23 protein-coding genes and 1 pseudogene are annotated in these 20,328 nt (G+C 51.5%); 13 read left to right on the forward strand and 11 right to left on the reverse strand.

Translation table 11 applies throughout. The features are described 5' to 3' along the window. From ACRCWW_RS00300 to mgrB, 3 genes are all read right to left on the reverse strand, one after another. The coding region (locus ACRCWW_RS00300; protein WP_369040611.1) for a DUF2627 domain-containing protein at window positions 1-97 on the reverse strand (97 nt) is incomplete at its 3' end. 603 nt (window positions 98-700) lie between these two features. Beyond that, window positions 701-994: a YebO family protein gene (locus ACRCWW_RS00305; RefSeq protein WP_438680618.1), complete on the reverse strand. Its 294-nt coding sequence runs from the start codon at window positions 992-994 to the stop codon at window positions 701-703. Window positions 995-1,066: 72 nt separating this feature from the next. Next, complete coding sequence (gene mgrB / locus ACRCWW_RS00310; RefSeq protein ID WP_404656753.1) at window positions 1,067-1,213, reverse strand: PhoP/PhoQ regulator MgrB; 147 nt, start codon at window positions 1,211-1,213, stop codon at window positions 1,067-1,069. A 157-nt stretch (window positions 1,214-1,370) separates the two neighbouring features. On the opposite strand from mgrB, the gene ACRCWW_RS00315 reads away from it, so the two are divergent. Continuing rightward, window positions 1,371-1,610 carry a YobH family protein gene (locus ACRCWW_RS00315; RefSeq protein ID WP_330983582.1) on the forward strand — a complete coding sequence of 80 codons (240 nt, stop codon included), beginning with the start codon at window positions 1,371-1,373 and terminating at the stop codon, window positions 1,608-1,610. A 60-nt stretch (window positions 1,611-1,670) separates the two neighbouring features. Here the strand turns inward: ACRCWW_RS00315 and kdgR are convergent, their stop codons facing one another. Next, complete coding sequence (kdgR, locus tag ACRCWW_RS00320; protein WP_438680619.1) at window positions 1,671-2,462, reverse strand: DNA-binding transcriptional regulator KdgR; 792 nt, start codon at window positions 2,460-2,462, stop codon at window positions 1,671-1,673. Between the two features lie 177 nt (window positions 2,463-2,639). On the opposite strand from kdgR, the gene ACRCWW_RS00325 reads away from it, so the two are divergent. Further along, window positions 2,640-4,013, forward strand: coding sequence for an MFS transporter (locus ACRCWW_RS00325; RefSeq protein ID WP_438680620.1), 1,374 nt, complete (start codon window positions 2,640-2,642; stop codon window positions 4,011-4,013). A 50-nt stretch (window positions 4,014-4,063) separates the two neighbouring features. Here ACRCWW_RS00325 and htpX read toward each other — a convergent pair whose 3' ends face one another. The 4 genes and pseudogenes from htpX to ACRCWW_RS00345 form a co-directional block, all read right to left on the reverse strand. Next, the gene (htpX, locus tag ACRCWW_RS00330; RefSeq protein ID WP_097163801.1) at window positions 4,064-4,945 is read right to left on the reverse strand and encodes a protease HtpX; all 882 of its coding nucleotides are present in this window, start codon (window positions 4,943-4,945) and stop codon (window positions 4,064-4,066) included. A 191-nt stretch (window positions 4,946-5,136) separates the two neighbouring features. After that, complete coding sequence (prc, locus tag ACRCWW_RS00335) at window positions 5,137-7,185, reverse strand: carboxy terminal-processing peptidase (protein ID WP_438680621.1); 2,049 nt, start codon at window positions 7,183-7,185, stop codon at window positions 5,137-5,139. 19 nt (window positions 7,186-7,204) lie between these two features. Continuing rightward, window positions 7,205-7,897, reverse strand: coding sequence for an RNA chaperone ProQ (gene proQ / locus ACRCWW_RS00340; protein WP_438680622.1), 693 nt, complete (start codon window positions 7,895-7,897; stop codon window positions 7,205-7,207). A gap of 81 nt (window positions 7,898-7,978) precedes the next feature. Further along, window positions 7,979-8,492, reverse strand: a pseudogene (locus ACRCWW_RS00345) (GAF domain-containing protein). Window positions 8,493-8,635: 143 nt separating this feature from the next. Between ACRCWW_RS00345 and yebS the strand changes: the two are divergent. The 5 genes from yebS to ACRCWW_RS00370 all read left to right on the forward strand — a co-directional run bounded on the left by yebS (window position 8,636) and on the right by ACRCWW_RS00370 (window position 14,662). Then, window positions 8,636-9,919: a membrane integrity lipid transport subunit YebS gene (gene yebS, locus ACRCWW_RS00350; protein ID WP_438680623.1), complete on the forward strand. Its 1,284-nt coding sequence runs from the start codon at window positions 8,636-8,638 to the stop codon at window positions 9,917-9,919. Next, entirely contained in the window at window positions 9,888-12,524 is a 2,637-nt protein-coding gene (locus tag ACRCWW_RS00355) for an MlaD family protein (RefSeq protein WP_438680624.1), read from the forward strand. The genes yebS and ACRCWW_RS00355 overlap by 32 nt, the downstream gene beginning before the upstream one ends. An 80-nt stretch (window positions 12,525-12,604) precedes the next feature. Further along, a complete protein-coding gene (gene rsmF, locus ACRCWW_RS00360; RefSeq protein ID WP_438680625.1) occupies window positions 12,605-14,029 on the forward strand; it encodes a 16S rRNA (cytosine(1407)-C(5))-methyltransferase RsmF in 1,425 nt (474 codons plus the stop codon). A gap of 112 nt (window positions 14,030-14,141) precedes the next feature. Beyond that, window positions 14,142-14,381, forward strand: a complete 240-nt coding sequence (locus tag ACRCWW_RS00365) for a YebV family protein (protein ID WP_330983592.1) — start codon at window positions 14,142-14,144, stop codon at window positions 14,379-14,381. Between the two features lie 89 nt (window positions 14,382-14,470). After that, on the forward strand, window positions 14,471-14,662 hold the full coding sequence (locus tag ACRCWW_RS00370) for a YebW family protein (protein ID WP_438680626.1): 192 nt from the start codon (window positions 14,471-14,473) through the stop codon (window positions 14,660-14,662). Here ACRCWW_RS00370 and pphA read toward each other — a convergent pair whose 3' ends face one another. Continuing rightward, the gene (gene pphA / locus ACRCWW_RS00375; protein ID WP_438680627.1) at window positions 14,663-15,307 is read right to left on the reverse strand and encodes a protein-serine/threonine phosphatase; all 645 of its coding nucleotides are present in this window, start codon (window positions 15,305-15,307) and stop codon (window positions 14,663-14,665) included. 161 nt (window positions 15,308-15,468) lie between these two features. On the opposite strand from pphA, the gene ACRCWW_RS00380 reads away from it, so the two are divergent. Together ACRCWW_RS00380 and ACRCWW_RS00385 are read left to right on the forward strand one after the other, a co-directional pair. Beyond that, on the forward strand, window positions 15,469-16,425 hold the full coding sequence (locus tag ACRCWW_RS00380; RefSeq protein WP_438680628.1) for a VirK/YbjX family protein: 957 nt from the start codon (window positions 15,469-15,471) through the stop codon (window positions 16,423-16,425). A 122-nt stretch (window positions 16,426-16,547) separates the two neighbouring features. Continuing rightward, complete coding sequence (locus ACRCWW_RS00385) at window positions 16,548-16,691, forward strand: Ecr family regulatory small membrane protein (RefSeq protein WP_404656742.1); 144 nt, start codon at window positions 16,548-16,550, stop codon at window positions 16,689-16,691. Between the two features lie 106 nt (window positions 16,692-16,797). Here ACRCWW_RS00385 and ACRCWW_RS00390 read toward each other — a convergent pair whose 3' ends face one another. Continuing rightward, entirely contained in the window at window positions 16,798-17,043 is a 246-nt protein-coding gene (locus ACRCWW_RS00390) for a hypothetical protein (RefSeq protein WP_438680629.1), read from the reverse strand. A gap of 160 nt (window positions 17,044-17,203) precedes the next feature. On the opposite strand from ACRCWW_RS00390, the gene ACRCWW_RS00395 reads away from it, so the two are divergent. The 4 genes from ACRCWW_RS00395 (at window position 17,204) to ACRCWW_RS00410 (ending at window position 19,427) form a co-directional block, all read left to right on the forward strand. Beyond that, on the forward strand, window positions 17,204-17,695 hold the full coding sequence (locus ACRCWW_RS00395) for an Hcp family type VI secretion system effector (RefSeq protein WP_438680630.1): 492 nt from the start codon (window positions 17,204-17,206) through the stop codon (window positions 17,693-17,695). An 89-nt stretch (window positions 17,696-17,784) separates the two neighbouring features. Next, entirely contained in the window at window positions 17,785-18,108 is a 324-nt protein-coding gene (locus ACRCWW_RS00400; RefSeq protein WP_438680634.1) for a polymorphic toxin type 44 domain-containing protein, read from the forward strand. A gap of 100 nt (window positions 18,109-18,208) precedes the next feature. Beyond that, the gene (locus ACRCWW_RS00405; RefSeq protein WP_438680631.1) at window positions 18,209-18,487 is read left to right on the forward strand and encodes a hypothetical protein; all 279 of its coding nucleotides are present in this window, start codon (window positions 18,209-18,211) and stop codon (window positions 18,485-18,487) included. A 421-nt stretch (window positions 18,488-18,908) separates the two neighbouring features. Continuing rightward, a complete protein-coding gene (locus tag ACRCWW_RS00410) occupies window positions 18,909-19,427 on the forward strand; it encodes a hypothetical protein (RefSeq protein WP_438680632.1) in 519 nt (172 codons plus the stop codon). A gap of 446 nt (window positions 19,428-19,873) precedes the next feature. On the opposite strand, the gene ACRCWW_RS00415 is transcribed toward ACRCWW_RS00410, so the two are convergent. Further along, window positions 19,874-20,110, reverse strand: coding sequence for a hypothetical protein (locus tag ACRCWW_RS00415; protein ID WP_438680633.1), 237 nt, complete (start codon window positions 20,108-20,110; stop codon window positions 19,874-19,876). Window positions 20,111-20,328: the final 218 nt, after the last annotated feature.

The raw sequence follows: 20,328 nt of genomic DNA on the forward strand, positions 1-20,328 counted from the left end.
CATTACTGCATGAGGCACTAATATAAGGTTCGGCAGAGAAGCGGTATTCAACGACAACGTGTTTACTCAGGACTTCTTTACTGAAAATGCCACACATAGACAGAACTGTACCTCGTTTAACCCAAAACGTGTTATCACATACAACGTTAATAATGGCAAGCCATTTTTAAACGTGACTCGATCGGTCGCACAAATCCCAAAACAAAGTTTGTTTGTCTGCACATTTATGCGCCTCTTTCCCTCTTCTATCTGCTGCGCTGGACAACCTGTGACAGTAGTCGCACACAGCGTTTCTAACACTTTTTTACCCTAGCTCAATACGTTTAGATCTGTCGAGGACGCTCCGCGCAAACCCGACATTTTTCTAACCTTCGAAAGAATCCTGCATAAATATGCTTCAGACTGAAGTGACCATACTTATAAAGTTCAGGGAATATATCAGCGTTAAATATGAGCGATGATGCACCATAATAATGAATCTCGTATGACAACGCCTCATTATGGCGCAATAAAAACGTTTCGCTGCGTTTAGGAATCTATCTTCTAAAAAAGCAAAGACATTATTAAAAAAATTTTGCAAGTGGAGTGCGGAGAATAGTCAGGGAGGTCAAGACTGATAAGTGATAATTAAGAAGAAAAGAGTATAGCGTTGGGGTTATGCCCTTCCCGGTAGTCAAAGGCCACCGGGAGGAGTGCTGACTCAACGTTCCGCCACCAGACGGATAAAATCGTCACCTTCTTCCTGAGCCTGTTCTTGCTCTACGGGTTTTGCCGGTTCAACTTTCTCCGGTTCGTTCGCTTCACAAAGACGACGCAGTAAGGCCGTTTGACGCTTTTGCTGATCCAGAAGTGCTTCCAGAAGTTCAATCTGCTCATTGCTGCGGGAGCTTGCACGGTTTACAAAGAACCACAGCACAAGACCGATGACCAGTACCAGTAAAGAAACTGCCAGCGAGGCCAGATTAAGCATGCCGGAATTCATCAAATCAATCATTTCACCACCTCAAATTGAAGCCTTCATTCTACCACTCAGCCTGAGGAAGGAAATCATCGGCAAGAAAAAAGCTTACCAGGGAATGAATTTATTGATGGTGCAAATACCGCTGAAAAACTGAACATCCTGATCGCACAGCACGTTAATCATCTGGGTCCACAGCAATGTACATACCAGCAGAAGGATAACAATCAGAATGACCCACCGTAACTTTTTCACTCCACACTCCGGGTAACCACATTTGCCAACAGATTAGCACGCTAACCTTAAACCGCGGCTAACTGTACTGGAGACTGTTCATTTTAGGAATCATCGACTTGTTTCAGAGCGTGAACAAACTACTCTTATGCACGGAAGTCAAAATAATGAGGCATATATGCGCTTGATGATTCGTACAATTATTGTACTCGCGATTGTTTGGATCGCACTGCTTTTAACGGGCTATGGAGTACTTATTGGCAGCAATGAGAATGCCGGTGGACTGGGATTACAGTGTAAATATGTCACCGCGCGTGGCACAAGTACCGCACAATACATTCATTCAGACAGTGGCATTATCGGGTTAACTAACTGCCCTGTACTGCGCAAAAGTGAAGTGGTTGTCGACAAAGGATAACGGCAACGTAGCGATACAAAAACGCCGCATCAAGTGCGGCGTTTTTTGTGGTATCAGCTATCAAAATGGATAGTCGTTGTAACCCATCTGTTCTGAAATTTTGCGCGCCGCGGTGTGCAGCATGCTGACATATTCGTGCAAACGTTCTTCGGAAAAACGCAGCGTCGGGAAGGAAATACTCAGACCTGCAATCACCACGCCAAAACGGTCGAAGACCGGCACGCCGATACAGCGCAAACCTTCTTCCTGCTCTTCGTTGTCCTCACCATAGCCTTGCTCGCGCACCAGATCGAGCAACGGCAGCAGCTCTTCGGTGTCGCTGATAGTACGCTCTGTGCTGCGCTTATACTCCACATGCTCCAGAATCTGCTTCACTTCTTCGCGGTCACGCCACGCCAGCAGCACTTTACCAATCGCGGTGCTATACAGCGGGTTACGGCGCCCAATCCGCGAATACATACGCAGGTTATACATCGAGTCAATTTTGTGGATGTAGACGATGCTGTCTTCATCCAGTGCGCCAAGGTGGATGGTCTCTTTGGTCAGGCGAGACAGCTCACGCATCTGAATATCGGCGCTGCGAATCAAATCAACATTTTGCAGAGAGCGCGCACCCAACTCGAACAACTTGAGGGTCAGCGAATACTTCTCTGATTCGCCTTCCTGCGCCACATAACCCAGCGATTTCATGGTCTGCAAAAAACGATACACCGTGCTTTTCGACATCATCACACGCTGTGACAACTCGGTGATCCCTATCTCACGCTCTTCCCCAAGGGCCTGCAAAATGCCGAACACCTTCAATACAGAAGAGACAGAATCTGGCTGTTTATCCAAATCCGCAACTGCCATTCATCACCTCATCGCGACTGTTTTATAAAAATCAGAACCGGTTTTTATTATAATTTCGCGCGGCTTTCACCGCAATCACTCTTCTCTCGCTTCGTTACAAATCTGCGACATACTGCTGAATAATCAATGCTAAGATAATTATCTGCATAATGATTTCAAGAAAGACCTATTTTTCACATGGATAAAACAGCCCCCGACGGCTTGCCGCTCCCGCAGCGCTACGGCGCAATACTCACGATTATTCTCGGCATTTCAATGGCTGTGCTCGATGGCGCGATTGCCAACGTGGCCCTGCCGACCATAGCCAGTGACCTGAACGCTTCACCCGCCGCCTCTATCTGGATAGTTAACGCCTACCAAATTGCGATTGTTATCTCGCTACTCAGCCTCGCCTTTTTGGGTGATATGTTCGGCTACCGACGCATCTATAAATGTGGGCTGGTGGTATTTACCTGCACTTCGCTCGTCTGCGCCCTGTCGCATTCACTGGAAATGTTGACCCTGGCGCGTGTCGCACAAGGGCTTGGCGGCGCTGCACTAATGAGTGTCAATACGGCCCTCATTCGTCTGATTTATCCTCAGCGTTTTCTTGGCCGCGGAATGGGTATCAACTCCTTCATTGTGGCGGTGTCTTCCGCCGCAGGCCCGACCATTGCAGCGGCAATCCTTTCTGTCGCCTCGTGGCAATGGCTGTTTTTAATTAACGTACCACTGGGGATTATCTCGTTCGTTTTGGCGATGCGTTACCTGCCAGCAAACCCAGCTCGCAATCAGGCCTCACGCTTTGACCTGCCCAGCGCGGTGATGAATGCTTTAACGTTTGGTTTGCTGATCACGGCGCTGAGCAGCTTCGCTCAGGGGCAATCCCTTCAGCTGGTTCTGGCTGAAATTGCTACCATGTTGATAGTCGGGTTCTTCTTTGTCCGGCGTCAGTTGAAGCTGCCAGTTCCGCTGCTCCCGGTCGATTTACTGCGCATCCCGATTTTCTCGCTCTCCATCTGCACGTCCATTTGTTCCTTCTGTGCGCAGATGCTGGCGCTGGTTTTTCTTCCCTTCTTCCTGCAATCCATGATGGGGCGTAGCGAAGTCGAAACAGGATTGTTGCTGACTCCGTGGCCGCTCGCCACCATGGTAATGGCACCTCTCGCCGGTTATCTGATTGAGAAAGTTCACGCAGGGCTGTTGGGTGCGTTGGGCCTGGCCGTCATGGCCTGCGGGCTGTTTGCATTGGCTTTGCTGCCCTCATCGCCGCACGACCTGGATATTATCTGGCGGATGATCCTGTGCGGCGCAGGTTTTGGCCTGTTCCAGTCGCCCAATAACCACACCATCGTATCTTCTGCCCCGCGCAACCGAAGCGGTGGCGCCAGCGGGATGCTAGGCACCGCGCGTTTGCTTGGACAAAGTACCGGGGCCGCATTGGTGGCACTGATGTTCAACCTCTTTGGGACGCACGGCACTCATACGTCGCTGCTCCTCGCAGGCAGCCTGGCGGTGGTAGCCGCTATTGTCAGCGGTCTGCGCATCACGCAACCGCGCGCTGGCGCATAAAAAAAGCGCCTCAAATGAGGCGCTTCGCTTAGGGTCGTGCTGTGAATGTGTTATTTCAGATACTCGCCGCTGCGCAGCGCTTCGATGCGTTTGTCCAGCGGTGGGTGAGTCATGAACAGCTCGCTCATAGACTTCGCCTTCCCGTTGATGCAAAACGCCATCATGCTGCTGGCTTCCTGCGGCTCATAGCTGGTTTTCAGGCGCTGGAGCGCGGCAATCATCTTCTCGCGGCCAACCAGTTTGGCTGACCCCGCATCCGCGTGGAATTCACGGTGACGTGAGAACCACATGGTGATGATGCTGGCCAGAATACCAAACACCAGTTCCAGTACCGTTGCGACGGCGAAGTAAATCAGCGGGTTGCCGTTGCTGGATTCCCCTTCATCGCGGTTGCCACCAAGGAAACCGGCTGCAATCTGCGCGATAACGCGGGAGATAAAGATAACGAAGGTGTTCACCACCCCCTGAATCAGGGTCATGGTCACCATGTCACCGTTCGCGATGTGGCTGATTTCGTGCGCGATAACAGCTTCCGCTTCGTCACGACTCATGTTTTGCAGCAACCCGGTGCTGACAGCCACCAGAGAGGCATCACGGCGAGCACCGGTAGCAAACGCGTTGATGTCCGGCGCGTGATACACCGCAACCTGCGGCATGGCGATGCCTGCCTGACGTGACTGCTGTGCCACTGTGTTCATCAACCAGCGTTCAGTCTCATTACGTGGTTGCTCGATGACTTCCCCGCCCACGGACTTCAGCGCCATCCATTTCGACATCATCAGTGAAACGATGGAGCCACCAAAACCAAAGAGCAGCGCCATGATGAGTAAGCCGGTCATGCTGCTCGACTGAATTCCTGTCAGGCTTAGCACCAGCCCAAACACCACCATAACGGCCAGGTTGGTCATCAGGAAGAGCGCAATTCGCATCATAATTTTATTAACCTCGTTATAACAATACGCACTATGCGATACCCCATATCGTATGGGTATTACGAGGATTTTCAACTATCGGAGGCCGCTAAGTCACGAGAAAAACACAACTTTACATTAACAGGCAACTCGCTGACGGGCTGAAGAGGCAGATAAAAAAACAGGCACAATTTCTTGTGCCTGTTGGGGGATTACTTGGTGGCTTTCGGATCGGCCGCCGGTCTGTCTTTTTCCATATCCGCTAAATCGACGGCAATATGAACAGTTTCATCCAGATACGGATCCGGTTCCTGATAATCCTTCGGCAAATCGTCCAGTTTCTTCAACGGTGGTTTGCCTTCACGCTTGTAGCGATCGTTGATACGAGCCAGACGTGTAGCATCATCTTCCTCATTCTCTTTCTCACGCTGAGCGTAATTCAGTGAGGCAATATTGCGGCGCTCTTTGAGTGCATTAAAGCGAGCAATATCTTTCATGATGTACTGGAATTCTGGATCTTTGGCGATACGATCATTATGCGCTTTCAGCAATTCTGGGCCAAATGGCGTCAGATCACCTGATTTGACGTAGGTCGCAGCATTAATGCTATCCCACGGCAGCGCATTATCTTCAAACTTCTCGCCCGTTTCCGTCTCTTCGCTGCCTGTCGGCATCATGATATCCGGCGTGACACCTTTACGCTGAGTACTGCCGCCATTAATGCGATAGAACTTCTGAATGGTGTACTGAACGGAACCCAGAGCAGGCCATTCGGGACGCAGCATCTGATCGTAAATACGGTTCAGTGAACGGTATTGCTGAACGGTGCCTTTGCCGAAGGTTGGCTCACCCACAATCAGCGCACGACCATAGTCCTGCATTGCTGCGGCAAAGATTTCCGACGCAGAAGCACTGAATCTGTCGACCAGCACCACCAGCGGGCCTTTGTAATAAACAACGCCGTCGGTGTCGCTGTCTTCGCGAACTTTACCGTTGTTATCACGCACCTGAACCACAGGGCCGGAAGGGATAAACAGGCCAGAAAGCGAAACCGCTTCTGTCAGTGCACCGCCACCGTTACTACGCAGGTCAATGATAATGCTGCTGACATTCTGTTTATCCAGCTTCTGCAGTTGCGCTTTGACGTCATCCGTCAGACCGACATAGAAACCAGGAATATCCAGCACGCCCACTTTTTGCGAACCTACCGTTTTAACGGACATTTTCACAGCGCGGTCTTCGAGACGAATACGTTCACGCGTCAGCGTCACGATACGTGTTTTCGTGCCTTTGCCCGCAGGCAAAATTTCCAGGCGAACTTTACTGCCCTTCGGCCCTTTGATCAGCGCCACCACGTCATCAAGACGCCAGCCGATCACATCGACCATTGCCTTGCCTGTCTGGCCTACACCGACAATACGATCGCCTACGCTAATCGCTTTGCTCTTCGCAGCCGGGCCGCCAGCCACCATGGAGTTGATGACGGTGTAGTCATCGTCCATTTGCAGCACAGCACCGATCCCTTCTAAAGAAAGGCTCATTTCAGTGTTGAACTGCTCAGTGTTACGCGGGGAAAGATAATTGGTGTGAGGATCGATTTCGTGGGCAAACGAAGTCATCGCCAGCGAGAACACATCTTCACTGTTAGTCTGGGCCAGGCGACGAATCGCGAATTTATAACGACGAGTCAGCGTATCGCGGATCTCTTTGTCGTTTTTACCTGCCAGCTTCAGGCTCAGCTCGTCATACTTCACTTTGCCATCCCACAGCGCATTCAGCTCGGCCTGACCTTTCGGCCAGGGTGCTTTGCTGCGGTCCAGATTGAAGCTGTCGTTGCCGGTGAAATCCATCGGGCGCTCAAGCACTTTCAGCGCATACTGATAGCGCTCAAAGCGGCGTTTTTGCGCCAGATTGTAGAGATCGTAAAAAACATCCAGCTTACCGCTGCGCAGCTCGTCGCCAATCTGCGTTTTACGCGGTTCAAACTGCGCGATATCACTTGCCAGCAGCACGTTGTGACTGTAATCCAGCAGGTTGAGATAGCGGTCAAAAATTTTCGCCGAGAACGCGTTATCAAGATCGAACTGGCGATAATGAGAACGGGTAAAGCGAGACGTGACACGCTCGCTCACCGTCGCGTGCTGCGCCTCTTCCTTAAGAACGGGAATCTGGGAAGCCTGCGTAATATCGTCCACGGCGAACGACTGGCCTGCCATTAACAGCATGCCAGCGAGCGCGGTGACCTTAAAGAGTTTGTTCATGCCTGGCCCGGCCTCCGTTTCAGAACATCAAATGTTCTGCGCGTACAATCATTGACATACCAGAAGTCAGCTGTACACGAACGCCATCTTTGGTGATTTCCAGAACCGTGGCGTCCATTGCATTGTTGCCTGCTTTAACTTTCAGGGCCTGGCCCACGGTCAATGCAGACAGATCTGATACAGGGGTAAAACGCTCTTCACGCTCCGGGCGTGGCGCTTTAGCAGCGGCCGGTTTGGCGGCATTGCGTGGCTTGGTTGCTCCTGCGTCTTTGCGCGGTGCAGCCGGACGCGGTTTGCGTTCACGACGTGGCGCATCGACAGGCTCACCCGCAGCAATGGCGGCTTCGCGTTTTTTCGCCTGCTGCTCAGCACGCTGGGCCTGCACACGCGCTTTGGCTTCTTCGAGCTGCTGGCGAGCGTGAGTCACATGCTGTTCATCCAGAACGCCACAAGGGTTACCGTCGAGATCAACACGGGTCGCACCCGCTTTGATGCCGTACAGGTAGCGCCAGCTGGACGTATAAAGACGTAAAGCGGAACGAAGTTGGGTTTTGCTGAGATTCATCTCACCCTCAACACGCGCCACCAGATCCTGAAAAATACCAATTTTCAGCGGGCGTGCTTCGCCTTCAGCACTGAAACACTGTGGGAATCGTTCGGCCAGAAAAGCGATAACTTCTTTACTGCTATTCAACTTAGGTTGATTTTCCATGAAATTTCCTGATTACAACGGACGTAGCCAACATACCGCGGGCATGAACAGGCGTCATTATAATGACGCCATCGGTAAATGCTACGTTATCCGTTGATTATCCTGCGACAGGCTGAAAGAATTTGTGATAATCGGTCGCACAGAGAACCTCTTCGAGGTGCTCAACCAGCTCGCGCAGGCCCTGTTCGTCTTCCGCTGTGAAGCGCGAATACTCAGGGCTGTCGATATCCAGAACCCCAATCACCTGGCCGTTTACAACTAACGGAAGGACGATTTCGGAGTTGCTGGCAGCATCACAGGCAATGTGGCCGTCAAAGGCATGCACATCTTCCACACGCTGAACACGATTTTGCGCGACGGCTGTTCCACAGACACCACGCCCAACCGGGATTCGCACGCAGGCAATCTTGCCCTGGAAAGGAGCCAGAACCAGCGTGTCGCCTTCAAGAAGATAAAAACCTGCCCAGTTAACCTCAGACAGGCGCTCAAATAACAGCGCGCTGGTATTGGAGAGAGTCGCTAAGAAACTGGTTTCACCTGCCATTAATGCCTGAAAATCGCGGTTAAGATCCGCGTAAAACTCTGTTTTGTTCATTATTCAATCACTTATTGGACATCTTCGATGCCGGTTAATGCCGACGCATAGCCTCTTTACATAAGCATTAAATGCGCTCAGGCTCAAGATGAATCCATTCATGGGTTAAGATAGAGTTATACATTCATTTCTAAAGCGAATAAATGGCACTACGAGCTTCTCAAATAACGCCTGCGAAAAAAATCACGGTTCATGCCATCGGCAATCCCATCGCACCGCCAGCGTTCCACCGCTGTCCGCAGTGTGACACGCTGTTCAGCCTGCCGGTGGTGAAGTCGCATCAGAGCGCCTATTGCCCCTGTTGCGATGCCAAAATTCGTGACGGGCGTGACTGGTCATTAACGCGCCTTGCCGCGATGGCCATCACCATGCTGCTGCTGATGCCTTTTGCCTGGAGCGAGCCGCTGCTCAGGCTTCATTTGCTTGGCGTGCGTATCGATGCCGATTTGATGCAAGGTATTTGGCAGATGACGGATCAAGGCGACCCTATTCCTGCCGCCATGGTGCTGTTTTGCGCCGTCGGTGCGCCGCTGGTGCTGGTTATCTCCATCGCTTACCTGTGGCTTGGCAATATTCTTGGCATGAATTTGCGCCCCGTGCTGCTGATGCTCGAAAGGCTCAAGGAATGGGTGATGCTGGATATTTACCTGGTCGGCATTGGCGTGGCGTCCATCAAAGTGCAGGATTATGCGTTCCTGCAACCGGGCATTGGGCTCATCGCCTTTATCTCCCTGGTGCTGCTGAGCATCCTGACGATTATCCACCTCAACGTGGAACAGCTTTGGGATCGTTTTTATCCCCAGCGCCCTGCCCTCCGTTCCGATCCCGGGTTGCAGGTTTGTCCTGGATGCCATCATACGGGCTTTGCGGATAGCCGCGGCCGCTGTCGCCGTTGCCACGTTCCGCTTCGCCACCGTCGGCCCTACAGTCTGCAAAAATGCTGGGCTGCGTTGATTGCCTCAATCATCTTTTTGCTCCCGGCAAACCTGCTGCCCATTTCGATTATCTACGTGAACGGCGCGCGTCAGGAAGACACTATTATGTCCGGCATCATGGGCCTGGCGAACAGTAATGTCGCGGTCGCCGCCGTGGTGTTTATCGCCAGTATTTTGGTGCCTTTCACCAAGGTGCTGGTGATGCTTACGCTGCTGATTTCCATTCATTTTAAGTGTGAGCAAGGCCTGCGAACCCGAATTCTGCTGCTGCGCCTGGTCACCTGGATTGGCCGCTGGTCGATGCTCGACCTCTTCGTCATCTCGTTAACCATGTCGCTCATCAACCGCGACCAGCTTCTTGCTTTTACTATGGGACCCGCTGCGTTTTATTTCGGCGCTGCGGTAATATTGACTATTCTTGCTGTTGAATGGCTGGACAGCCGCTTACTTTGGGATGCACATGAGTCAGGAAACGCCCGCTTCACCGACTGAAGCGAGAATTAAAACAAAACGCCGTATCTCGCCCTTTTGGCTGCTGCCGGTCATCGCGCTGATGATTGCCAGCTGGCTCATCTGGAACAGCTATCAGGATCGCGGCACCACCATCACCATCGACTTTATGTCCGCCGACGGTATTGTCCCCGGCCGCACGCCTGTGCGGTATCAGGGCGTGGAAGTGGGCACCGTCCAGGAAGTGCGCCTGACTAAAAATCTGAACAAAATTCAGGTCAGGGCCAGCATCAAAGGCGACATGAAAGATGCGCTGAAAGACGAAACGCAGTTCTGGCTGGTCACGCCGAAAGCCTCACTGGCTGGCGTTTCCGGGCTTGACGCGCTGGTCGGCGGGAACTACATCGGAATGATGCCCGGCGGGGGGAATCCCCAGGAGCACTTTACCGCACTGGATACCCAGCCGCGCTATCGGCTCAACAACGGCGAGCTGATGATCCATCTTCATGCGCCAGATTTGGGGTCACTGAACAGCGGCTCGCTGGTCTATTTCCGTAAAATCCCTGTCGGCAAGGTTTACGACTATTCGATCAACGCCAATAAGCAAGGCGTGACCATCGACCTGCTCATTGAACGTCGCTTCACCAGTCTGGTGAAAAAAGGCAGCCGTTTCTGGAACGTCTCTGGTATTAAAGCCGACGTGGATTTCAGCGGCGCGAAAGTCCAGCTCGAAAGCCTGGCAGCACTGGTGAATGGCGCGATCGCCTTTGACTCTCCGGCAGATTCCAAAGAGGCGGCACAAAACGATGAGTTTGGGCTGTACGAAGATTTGGCGCACAGCCAGCGCGGCGTGATCGTCAAACTGGATTTACCAGATGGTGCTGGCCTCAAAGCAGGATCAACCGCATTGATGTATCAGGGTCTGGAAGTGGGTCAGCTAACCAGGCTGAATCTCAATCCGGGTGGTGCTGTCACTGGCGAAATGACCGTTGACCCAAGCGTGGTGAACCTCTTACGTGAAAATACGCGTATTGAGATGCACAACCCTAAGCTGTCGCTCGATAACACCAATCTCAGTTCGTTGCTGACCGGCAGCACCTTTGAACTGGTGCCGGGTGAAGGCGAACCACGCGATCATTTCGTCGTGGTGCCAGCCGATAAAACGCTGTTGCAGGAACCCGGTGTGGTCACCCTTTCACTTACCGCACCTGAATCTTATGGCATTGATGCCGGGCAGCCAGTCATTTTACATGGCATCAAAGTCGGTCAGGTGCTGGAACGTAACCTGTCAAATAAAGGCGTCTCTTTCTCGATAGCGATTGACCCTCAGTATCGCGACCTGGTGCATGGCGACAGCAAGTTTGTGGTAAACAGCCGTGTCGATGTCAAAGTCGGCCTTGACGGGATTGAGTTCCTCGGGGCCAGCGCCAGTGAGTGGATCAGCGGCGGCATTCGCATTCTGCCCGGCGATAAAGGGCCGATGAAGACCGAGTACCCGCTGTTTGCCAATCTGGAAAAAGCGCTGGAAAACAGCCTGGGCGATCTGCCGACCACCACCATGACGCTGACGGCAGACACCCTGCCGGATGTTCAGGCGGGTTCCGTGGTGCTGTACCGTAAATTTGAAGTCGGCCAGGTTATCACCGTTCGCCCTCGTGCAAATGCGTTTGATATCGACCTGCATATCAAGCCGGAATATCGCCAGTTGTTGACGCAAAACAGCGTGTTCTGGGCTGAAGGCGGCGCAAAAGTGCAGCTGAATGGCAGTGGGTTGACCGTACAGGCCTCGCCGCTTTCACGTGCGCTACGTGGCGCAATCAGCTTCGACAACCTGAGCGGCGCAGGGGCTGGCGCTCGTAAAGGTGACAAACGCATTCTTTACCCTTCTGAAACCGCGGCTCGCGCGGTTGGTGGGCAAATCACGCTGCACGCCTTTGACGCCGGGAAGCTGTCTGCGGGGATGCCCATTCGGTACCTGGGCATTGATATCGGGCAAATCCAGACCCTGGAGCTCATCACCTCGCGTAATGAAGTCCAGGCGAAAGCGGTGCTTTACCCTGAATACGTGAATACCTTCGCGCGCGGCGGAACACGTTTCTCAGTGATCACCCCGCAGATTTCTGCGGCGGGCGTTGAGCATCTTGATACGATTTTGCAGCCGTACATTAACGTCGAACCCGGTCGCGGCGGCAATCCGCGCCGCGATTTCGAATTGCAGGAGGCCACCATTACTGATTCTCGTTACCTCGATGGCCTGAGCATTGTGGTGGAAGCGCCGGAAGCAGGCTCACTCAGCATCGGCACACCAGTTCTCTTCCGTGGCATCGAAGTCGGCACAGTAACTGGCCTGCAATTAGGTTCGCTGTCGGATCGCGTGATGGTTGCCCTGCGTATCAGCCAGCGTTACCAGCATCTGGTGCGAAACAACTCGGTGTTCTGGCTGGCTTCAGGCTACAACCTCGATTTCGGCATCATCGGCGGCGTGGTGAAGACCGGGACGTTCAACCAGTTCATCCGCGGCGGCATTTCGTTTGCAACGCCGCCAGGCACGCCACTGGCGCCGAAAGCGCAGGAAGGCAAACACTTCCTGTTGCAGGATACCGAACCGAAAGAGTGGCGCGAATGGGGCACCGCCCTGCCTCGCTGATCCCGCACGACTCCGGTTGTAAGAAGCCGGAGTCGGTGTGCTAAACTGCGCGCCTTCTCTTTTCAGATTTGGTGCGTTTAGTGGCTTACCTTCCCGATTCTTTCCTTGAGGTGATGCGTGCAGCAATGCCTGCTCATCTCTCCTTTGATGATTTCATCGCCGCCTGTCAGCGCCCGCTGCGACGCAGTATTCGCGTCAATACGCTGAAAATTTCCGTGGATGATTTTCTTCAGTTAGTCGCGCCTTATGGCTGGCAGCTGACGCCGGTTCCGTGGTGCGAAGAAGGATTCTGGATTGAGCGCGAAGACGAAGATGCCCTGCCGCTGGGCAGCACAGCGGAGCACCTGAGTGGCCTGTTTTATATTCAGGAAGCCAGTTCTATGCTTCCGGTCGCAGCGCTTTTTGCCGAAGGCCATCATCCTCTGCGAGTCATGGACGTGGCAGCGGCCCCAGGCTCTAAAACCACGCAAATTGCTGCACGCATGAATAATCAGGGGGCAATTCTTGCCAACGAATATTCCGCCAGCCGCGTCAAAGTGCTGCACGCCAACATCAGTCGCTGCGGGATAGCCAACGTCGCCCTGACCCATTTTGATGGCCGCGTTTTTGGTGCCGCCATGCCGGAAGCGTTCGACGCCATTCTGCTGGATGCGCCTTGCTCCGGTGAAGGCGTGGTACGTAAAGATCCCGACGCGCTGAAAAACTGGTCTGTCGACAGTAACAACGCCATTGCCCAGACCCAGCGAGAACTTCTCGAAAGTGCGTTTCATGCGTTAAAGCCTGGCGGAATACTGGTGTATTCCACCTGCACACTCAATCGGGAAGAAAACGAGGATGTGCTGGCCTGGCTGCTGGCCGAGTATCCGCAGGCTGTTGAAATTACGCCCCTGAATGCGCTCTTCCCGGAAGCGGATAAAGCGTTGACCGCCGAAGGTTATATGCACGTCTTCCCACAAATTTATGATTGTGAAGGTTTCTTCGTGGCCAGGCTGCGTAAAACCACCGCGATCCCTGCCTTGCCTGCACCGGGTTACAAAGTCGGTAAATTCCCGTTCGTGCCAATGAAAACCCGCGAAGCGGCCGCTGTGGTGCAAGCTGCACAAGCGGTTGGCTTGCAGTGGGATGAAACGCATTCACTCTGGCAGCGAGATAAAGAGATTTGGCTTTTCCCGACAGAGATAGAACCGCTACTCGGCAAAGTGCGTTTTTCTCGTATTGGCCTGCGCCTGGCAGAGACATTCAACAAAGGGTTCCGCTGGCAGCATGAAGCCGTTATCGCCCTCGCGGGTGAAAAAAGCGCACGTTTTGAACTCACCCAGGAAGAAGCCGAAGAGTGGTATCGCGGACGCGATGTCTGGCCTGAAACCCCGCCGGACCGTGATGATGTTATTGTGACGTTTCAAGGGCATCCGTTAGGGCTTGCCAAAAAAGTCGGTTCCCGGCTGAAAAATAGCTACCCTCGCGAGCTGGTTCGCGACGGCAAACTCTTCGCAGGCAAGGCGTAGCACAGGAAAAAATAAGCACGTTCTGACTGGCAAATTGCTCCGGCTTGTCTACGCTGAAAAATGGGCGACCTAACTGGTCGTACCACAACAAAGCAGACAACCGGAGAGCATTATGACGAAAACCAGCGTACGCATTGGCGCCTTCGAAATCGATGATGCCGAGCTGCATGGCGAGCAGCAAGGGGAGCGAACGTTAAGCATTCCCTGTAAATCCGATCCCGATTTGTGCATGCAGCTTGATGCCTGGGATGCCGATACCAGCGTTCCCGCCCTTCTTGATGGGGAACATTCTGTCCTTTACCGTCAGCACTACGATCGCCAGTCCGATGCCTGGGTGATGCGCCTCGCATAACCCAAAGAGAACCCGCCCGCAGGCGGGTTATTTATCCCCCGCTCCGCTTTGTCTACACTTACCTTACGTTGCACTAACGTGAGGACACGATGTTCGCTCTGGTTTTGTTTATCTGTTATCTCGACGGAGGGTGTGAAGATATCGTGGTCGATGTCTATAACACTGAGCCTCAGTGCGTACGCGCGATGGACGATCAGCGTTTGCGTCAGGGAGGATGTTTTCCGGTGGAAGATTTTATCGACGGTTTCTGGCGTCCGGCACAGCACTACAGCGATTTGTAATTACTGTAACTGCACCAGCGTTAGCTCTCCGCCGAACACGGCTCCGGTATCGATGTAATGCTGATTGCTGGCATCATAGCGATGTTTCAGTGGCGTGTGCCCAAACCAAAAGTGATCCGCGCCAGCAATGATTGAATGCCTGCCCTCCAGATGATCGCTCAGACGCTGTCTGTCCCATAACACCCGATGCCAGTCGACGTCTTTCTGCCAGTGATAACTGTCCGCCGGGTAGTCGGCATGCGCGATCACATGAACGCCAGAGTGCGTATCCACTTCGATGATGTAAGGCAGTTGATGACACTCCAGCAACAGTTGTCTGGCCTCCGCTTTAGCTTGCGCAGAGCCTTCTTCAAACCACGCGCCGCCGTTCAGGGCCCATAATGACAGCTGCCGATGCTCCAGAGCATCCATCGCCATTTGTTCGTGGTTACCACGAATAGCAAAAAACCATTTCTGGTGAATCAGTTCGAGGCATTTAAGACTTTCAGGCCCCCGATCGATAAGGTCCCCGACCGAAATAAGTAAATCCTTATAAGGATTAAATTTCAGCGCATTGAGCTTATTCATTAACACGCGATAGCAGCCATGCAAATCGCCGGTTAACCAGATGTGTTGGCACTGCGTACCGTCAATTCTCTGATACATAGTGATGCCTCCTGATATAAGTATAGGAGGTGGTGCTTAACGTGATACGGGTGAATAACTTAAATCAAGGATAAACAAACCCGGAATATACTTTCTCCGTCCATTAAGCTCAGCCCGCTACGCCGCTAAAATAGCCTCATAGCAATGATGAGGTTATTATCGTGTCGGACAATACACTGCATTCCGGGTATTCACCTGCGCCGCGCGCGCATCTTATTTCAGATTTAGTCAAAGGCAAGTTAACCCCTGCGCCAATCTGGAAAGAGGTGGACTACCGCCTGAAATTCTTACTGCGCACGGTGATTTTCTACTCAGCCACCCGGCGGATGCTGGACAGCCTGGGCAAGCGCCAGGACTTCATGCAGCTGTTAAAAGCTCAGGTGACGCTGCCGAGCAAAACACACCGTCAGTATCTGGCTCGTGGCCTATCCTCTACGCAGCGTGCAGATGCGATTATCGGGCATTACGAATTTATCGACTCAGTGCAAAGCCCGGCATTAGTGACTGCGTTGACGGCGACAGAGCCCACGGAACTGCTGAAGCTGGAAGGCAAAGATGGCGCAGTATTTACCCTGTATGCCTCCTGTGCACACAAAGCCGAGCGTGAAGGCGAAAGCACAGTGTGGTTCTGTGATGCGCAAAATACCGTACTTGCCAGCGCAACCTTCTGCATCACGCGCGGCAGCAAAGGCTGGGAACTGGTCGTTGGCGGGTTGCAAGGGCCACGTCGTGGCGTATCGCATGAGGTGATTAAGCTCGCGACTCGCGCCTGCTACGGAGTGTTCCCCAAACGCATCCTGATTGAGTTTTTTGGCCTGCTGGCCAGCCAGTGTGGAATAGCTACGCTTAGCGGCGTGAGCGATAACGGCCACGTCTTCCGCGCTCTGCGTTACCGCTTCAGCAAAGGCCGTCACTTCCATGCCAGCTACGATGAGTTCTGGGCTTCGATTGAGGGCGTAAAACGCAATGCGTTCCGTTGGGAGTTGCCTGTGCAGCAAGAGCGCAAATCGCTCGAAGAGATTGCCAGCAAAAAACGCGCTGAATACCGTCGTCGCTTTGCGCTGCTGGACGATATGGCCGTGCAGTTTGCCGCCCTGTTCCCCGCTACAGACAAATGAAACCGGATAATCTGCCCGCCAGCGGGCAGAGTCCTTCCCTTACACCGATTGCGTCGGACACAGAACTTTCGTTATCATCAGGCCACTCCCTTCCGTTTTTCCGCAGGCGAAAGAGTCTGGCTATGAGCAAAACCGAAATTGCCCTGATAATCATTGTGCTGCTTATTCTGGCGGTTTGCGTCTGGTTTATTTTCAGTAACCAGATTTGGGTGATGGTCAGTTATCTGGAGACACTGCTGTACCCCGAGATTGTCACGCCTGAGTAAAAGGTCACTTGTTGCGGATTAAAATGCAAAAAAAAACAAGTTGCCGTTTGAACCCACTCCACTTCCTCAATACCATGAATTCCGAAATGTAAAGCGATGTGCTTGCTCATCCCGGCGGCATTTTGAATTGCATTTCAGGTCTGTCTGAATCCATATTCCCTGGACGCGCAACTTTCAGACCCATCACCTGCGGTGCTGCATATCCCTGTAAGCCGTAAAGTGAGTCCGATACTATAATATTTATTGCAAGCTTTCCCCTTTGCCCTGCGAAGCGAAGGGGATTTTTTTTGCCTGTAACCGAGAATTTCAGGGCAAACTCGCTAATCGCACAATCACCAGCGAACCATTTCACGCTTTGCCCCCGATATCCATCACCAATCATTTATCTGCAGAATGCAAACTAATCACATATCATACTGATAAATATCTATTTTTCTGGACCCTCCTTCATAACAATTTTATAGTGGTTGTGCTTTTTTCACTCATATCATTAGCTTGAAGGATCAAACGAAATGGCTATACCAGCTTATCTGTGGTTAAAGGATGACGGCGGCGCGGATATCAAAGGATCGGTGGATGTATATGACCGCGAAGGCAGTATTGAGATCACCGGTTTTTCCCATAACCTGAGCATCCCCACTGACGGAATGACGGGGAAACTTACCGGAACACGCAAGCACTCAGCCGTGCTTATCCAGAAAGAATTTGATAGCTCCAGCCCCTACCTTTACAAAGCAGTTGCCACAGGCCAGACACTCAAAACAGCAGAATTTAAATGGTACCGCATCAATGATGCCGGTCAGGAGGCTGAATACTTCAATATGCTGCTTGAGAATGTAAAGGTTGTAGGCGTTTCACCAGTGATGCATGACACCAAAGATTCAACCAAAGAGAAGCATAACCACCTTGAGTGCGTTGAACTTCGTTATGAGCGAATCACCTGGAAGCACTGCGACGGGAACATTATGTTTACCGATAGCTGGAAAGAGAGAGCACAAGCGTGAGATGCCCAACATTAGCGGCCTCACCGCACCCGCCGTTCGATGTTTCCTCTTTCGCACCACCTGGGGTAAACATCGTCAGTAACATGATGATGGCTAAATTCCATCGTAGGCCATCAGCTCTGACATATGAATGGTTTTATCAGCAGGTAAGATTACATGGTCCTTGGGATTATAAAACACGGGTTGGTCGGCAATATGAAAATTTTGGCAATTTTCACTATGGCGCAGTCGGCACAGCCGCTGGCATAACTGAACCTGTTTTACTGCGGGCTGCCGGGTGGGCTCAATCCAGATCGGGTAATGGCAGGATTCGCGACGGGGTTTGGTATGGACAACCACCGTACGGTGACGATCCTGACGACCAATTCTGGATTAAATGCGGGATAGATTATGCAAAACGTACGGGTTTTTAAGAAACGTTATGTTCTGGTACCAATATTTTTCATGATCGTAATATTTGGGTCCATTTTCCATTTTCTTAACTTTCCTGTTAGCCAGGAACTGTATAAGAAGGTGAAAGTTAACAACCTGGTCGTCTTATACATTACGCAAGCCAGCGCTGGTGCGATGACATCGTTTTCGTATCACTATTATCTGTATGATGCGAAAAAGAGTGAGCAAGACTTCATGACGCATATTGAAGGTGAAACACCGTTCATGATTACTGCTGATGACAACGCGACTGTTACAGTCAGAGATGGACAGTTATATTTACAAGTTCGCGGGGAAATTTACTCTTTCAGAAATACAAGTTATCTGGCCGAGATTCATCTTGAGGCATCACCTTACTAAATTTCATGTAATCTTCGCCCGAGGCCAGTTACGGCTCGGGATTTTTTTCGCTCTCTACAAAAGCAATCACGTCAACGATCGTTTTTGACCAATCGATAAAACGTAATCGATCGATTATATCCATTCACTACCAGCAGCCAGACTCAGCCTACACAGCCCACTGTCACGACTCATCGCAGCATCACGTTGCCTGCGCCATTTAGCTCCATAGGAATTCTTGCCAGAAATTTTTTGCTTTCGGTGACGTGACCAGCTTTCGCTCTTGTGGTTTTCGCAGTAACCGGAGCGGTCGCTAACCAGCGCGTCGCAACCACATACACGGCATGGGGTGGGCGTTCTTGCGGGCATTTATATCTTGAGCCTTTCGTTTGCTCGGAGTAAAAAGTTGCATGTTGAAAACAACAAAATAAGGATAATTGTTATGCCAACTTTCTACACACTCGATAGACGCGGTGTACTCCGCGAAAATGAATCTTTTCAGCTAAATATCACGCCAGCAGCAAACCCTCATCAAAACCCCGTTTATGCTAATGGGTTATCGAATCATGGTTTGGCTTATCACTTAGAGTTTGGAATTCACAACCCAGCGAATAATGCATCAGGGGCAATTGAATACAGCCTTGAACTGGTTCGCCAGTTACACTTTCCTCAAAAGCCTTCCCGCCTCCAATCTATGTTTGCATGTGAAGAATTAGACCATGCAAAACACTTCCGTGGCATGAGCCAATCGAAAGTAAGTTCCCCAATTTTCGAAGTCACCACGGATGATTATCATCGTGGCGACATGAATATCTTCAACGCAGGATGCAATATGGCAGAGTTTCACCGCAGATTGATAGCTTACTGGAAAGGAGATACGTTCATGCTATCACCAGAATACGTTCCATTTTGGGAGGTAGTGATTCTGCTCCCGGTCACTATTGGACGCCAGGTCGCTTAATCATTCATCTCAATAGAGTCCTATCATTCCACAATGTGGTCGATAAGGGTAAAAGTAATTGGCAGTAACGGCGCCAACCGTTACCACAGATTCTTTGAGTTGAATACCAGTCTCGCGCGCTGCATTAATTGCTTCAGACTATTTCTGCAGTGCTTCTTCCTGGCTGTGTGCCTCAACGCTCAACGTGAATTTTTTAGTGTCGAAGCTACCTGACGTTAAGCCAGGTACCGAATGAGTGTGGCAACCTTTCTGCATGATTTAAATCATCTCAAATGCATATGACCCGATCCCTTCCCGACGCAGCGTACTTTCGCGGGTGTTGTGTTCCACTGGCGTGATGCCCTGCTCAGGTCACATACACGGTATCGGGTTGGTCTGCGTGCAGGCGTACCTGGCTCTATAAAAAAGGCCCTGCAAATTAAGCAGGGCTTACATATAAAAATCGATTACTTGATATCGCATTTCTTATTCAATGCATCCTGCGCATTTTGAAGAACTTTAGCGATAAGTTCCCCGTAAGGTGGAGGAACAAGAGCACATAATAAAATCAACACATTGAGAATTGGCTTCCCAAGCTCGTCGTATTTCTTGCAGTCTATAGACAGTGATTTGTCACCTTGATCCAACCCTTCAAGAAATGCTTTTAACTCGTCCAAACTATTAAGTGCTGCTTTATCTGACATAAATCCCCCTCGATTAAGCCATTCGTTGTTCACAATTGAATCAACGCCTTATCAAAGTAGGATTGATTTCCTTAACTGTGACTAAATAGCTGCGCCGAATAGTAGATCACTTAAAGGGAACTCAGCCCGGATTGTGCGATCTGATCAATCGCCAAACCAACCAAAATCACCAACTGGACTGAGCAATGCCGATCATAGCACCCATCCCCCGAAATGAA

This window comes from Scandinavium sp. (assembly GCF_051650185.1).
In the GTDB taxonomy this organism is placed as follows: domain Bacteria; phylum Pseudomonadota; class Gammaproteobacteria; order Enterobacterales; family Enterobacteriaceae; genus Scandinavium.

Excerpts from the sequence above, each read along its gene's own strand:
- yebS (WP_438680623.1), top strand. The coding sequence starts at position 8,636 with ATGGCACTACGAGCTTCTCAAATAACGCCTGCGAAAAAAATCACGGTT.
- pphA (WP_438680627.1), bottom strand. The coding sequence starts at position 15,307 with ATGTATCAGAGAATTGACGGTACGCAGTGCCAACACATCTGGTTAACC.
- prc (WP_438680621.1), bottom strand. The coding sequence starts at position 7,185 with ATGAACAAACTCTTTAAGGTCACCGCGCTCGCTGGCATGCTGTTAATG.
- ACRCWW_RS00355 (WP_438680624.1), top strand. The coding sequence starts at position 9,888 with ATGAGTCAGGAAACGCCCGCTTCACCGACTGAAGCGAGAATTAAAACA.
- ACRCWW_RS00415 (WP_438680633.1), bottom strand. The coding sequence starts at position 20,110 with ATGTCAGATAAAGCAGCACTTAATAGTTTGGACGAGTTAAAAGCATTT.
- ACRCWW_RS00325 (WP_438680620.1), top strand. The coding sequence starts at position 2,640 with ATGGATAAAACAGCCCCCGACGGCTTGCCGCTCCCGCAGCGCTACGGC.
- ACRCWW_RS00305 (WP_438680618.1), bottom strand. The coding sequence starts at position 994 with ATGATTGATTTGATGAATTCCGGCATGCTTAATCTGGCCTCGCTGGCA.
- ACRCWW_RS00315 (WP_330983582.1), top strand. The coding sequence starts at position 1,371 with ATGCGCTTGATGATTCGTACAATTATTGTACTCGCGATTGTTTGGATC.
- ACRCWW_RS00385 (WP_404656742.1), top strand. The coding sequence starts at position 16,548 with ATGAGCAAAACCGAAATTGCCCTGATAATCATTGTGCTGCTTATTCTG.
- ACRCWW_RS00395 (WP_438680630.1), top strand. The coding sequence starts at position 17,204 with ATGGCTATACCAGCTTATCTGTGGTTAAAGGATGACGGCGGCGCGGAT.
- ACRCWW_RS00370 (WP_438680626.1), top strand. The coding sequence starts at position 14,471 with ATGTTCGCTCTGGTTTTGTTTATCTGTTATCTCGACGGAGGGTGTGAA.
- ACRCWW_RS00410 (WP_438680632.1), top strand. The coding sequence starts at position 18,909 with ATGCCAACTTTCTACACACTCGATAGACGCGGTGTACTCCGCGAAAAT.
- ACRCWW_RS00400 (WP_438680634.1), top strand. The coding sequence starts at position 17,785 with ATGGCTAAATTCCATCGTAGGCCATCAGCTCTGACATATGAATGGTTT.
- htpX (WP_097163801.1), bottom strand. The coding sequence starts at position 4,945 with ATGATGCGAATTGCGCTCTTCCTGATGACCAACCTGGCCGTTATGGTG.
- ACRCWW_RS00365 (WP_330983592.1), top strand. The coding sequence starts at position 14,142 with ATGACGAAAACCAGCGTACGCATTGGCGCCTTCGAAATCGATGATGCC.
- kdgR (WP_438680619.1), bottom strand. The coding sequence starts at position 2,462 with ATGGCAGTTGCGGATTTGGATAAACAGCCAGATTCTGTCTCTTCTGTA.
- proQ (WP_438680622.1), bottom strand. The coding sequence starts at position 7,897 with ATGGAAAATCAACCTAAGTTGAATAGCAGTAAAGAAGTTATCGCTTTT.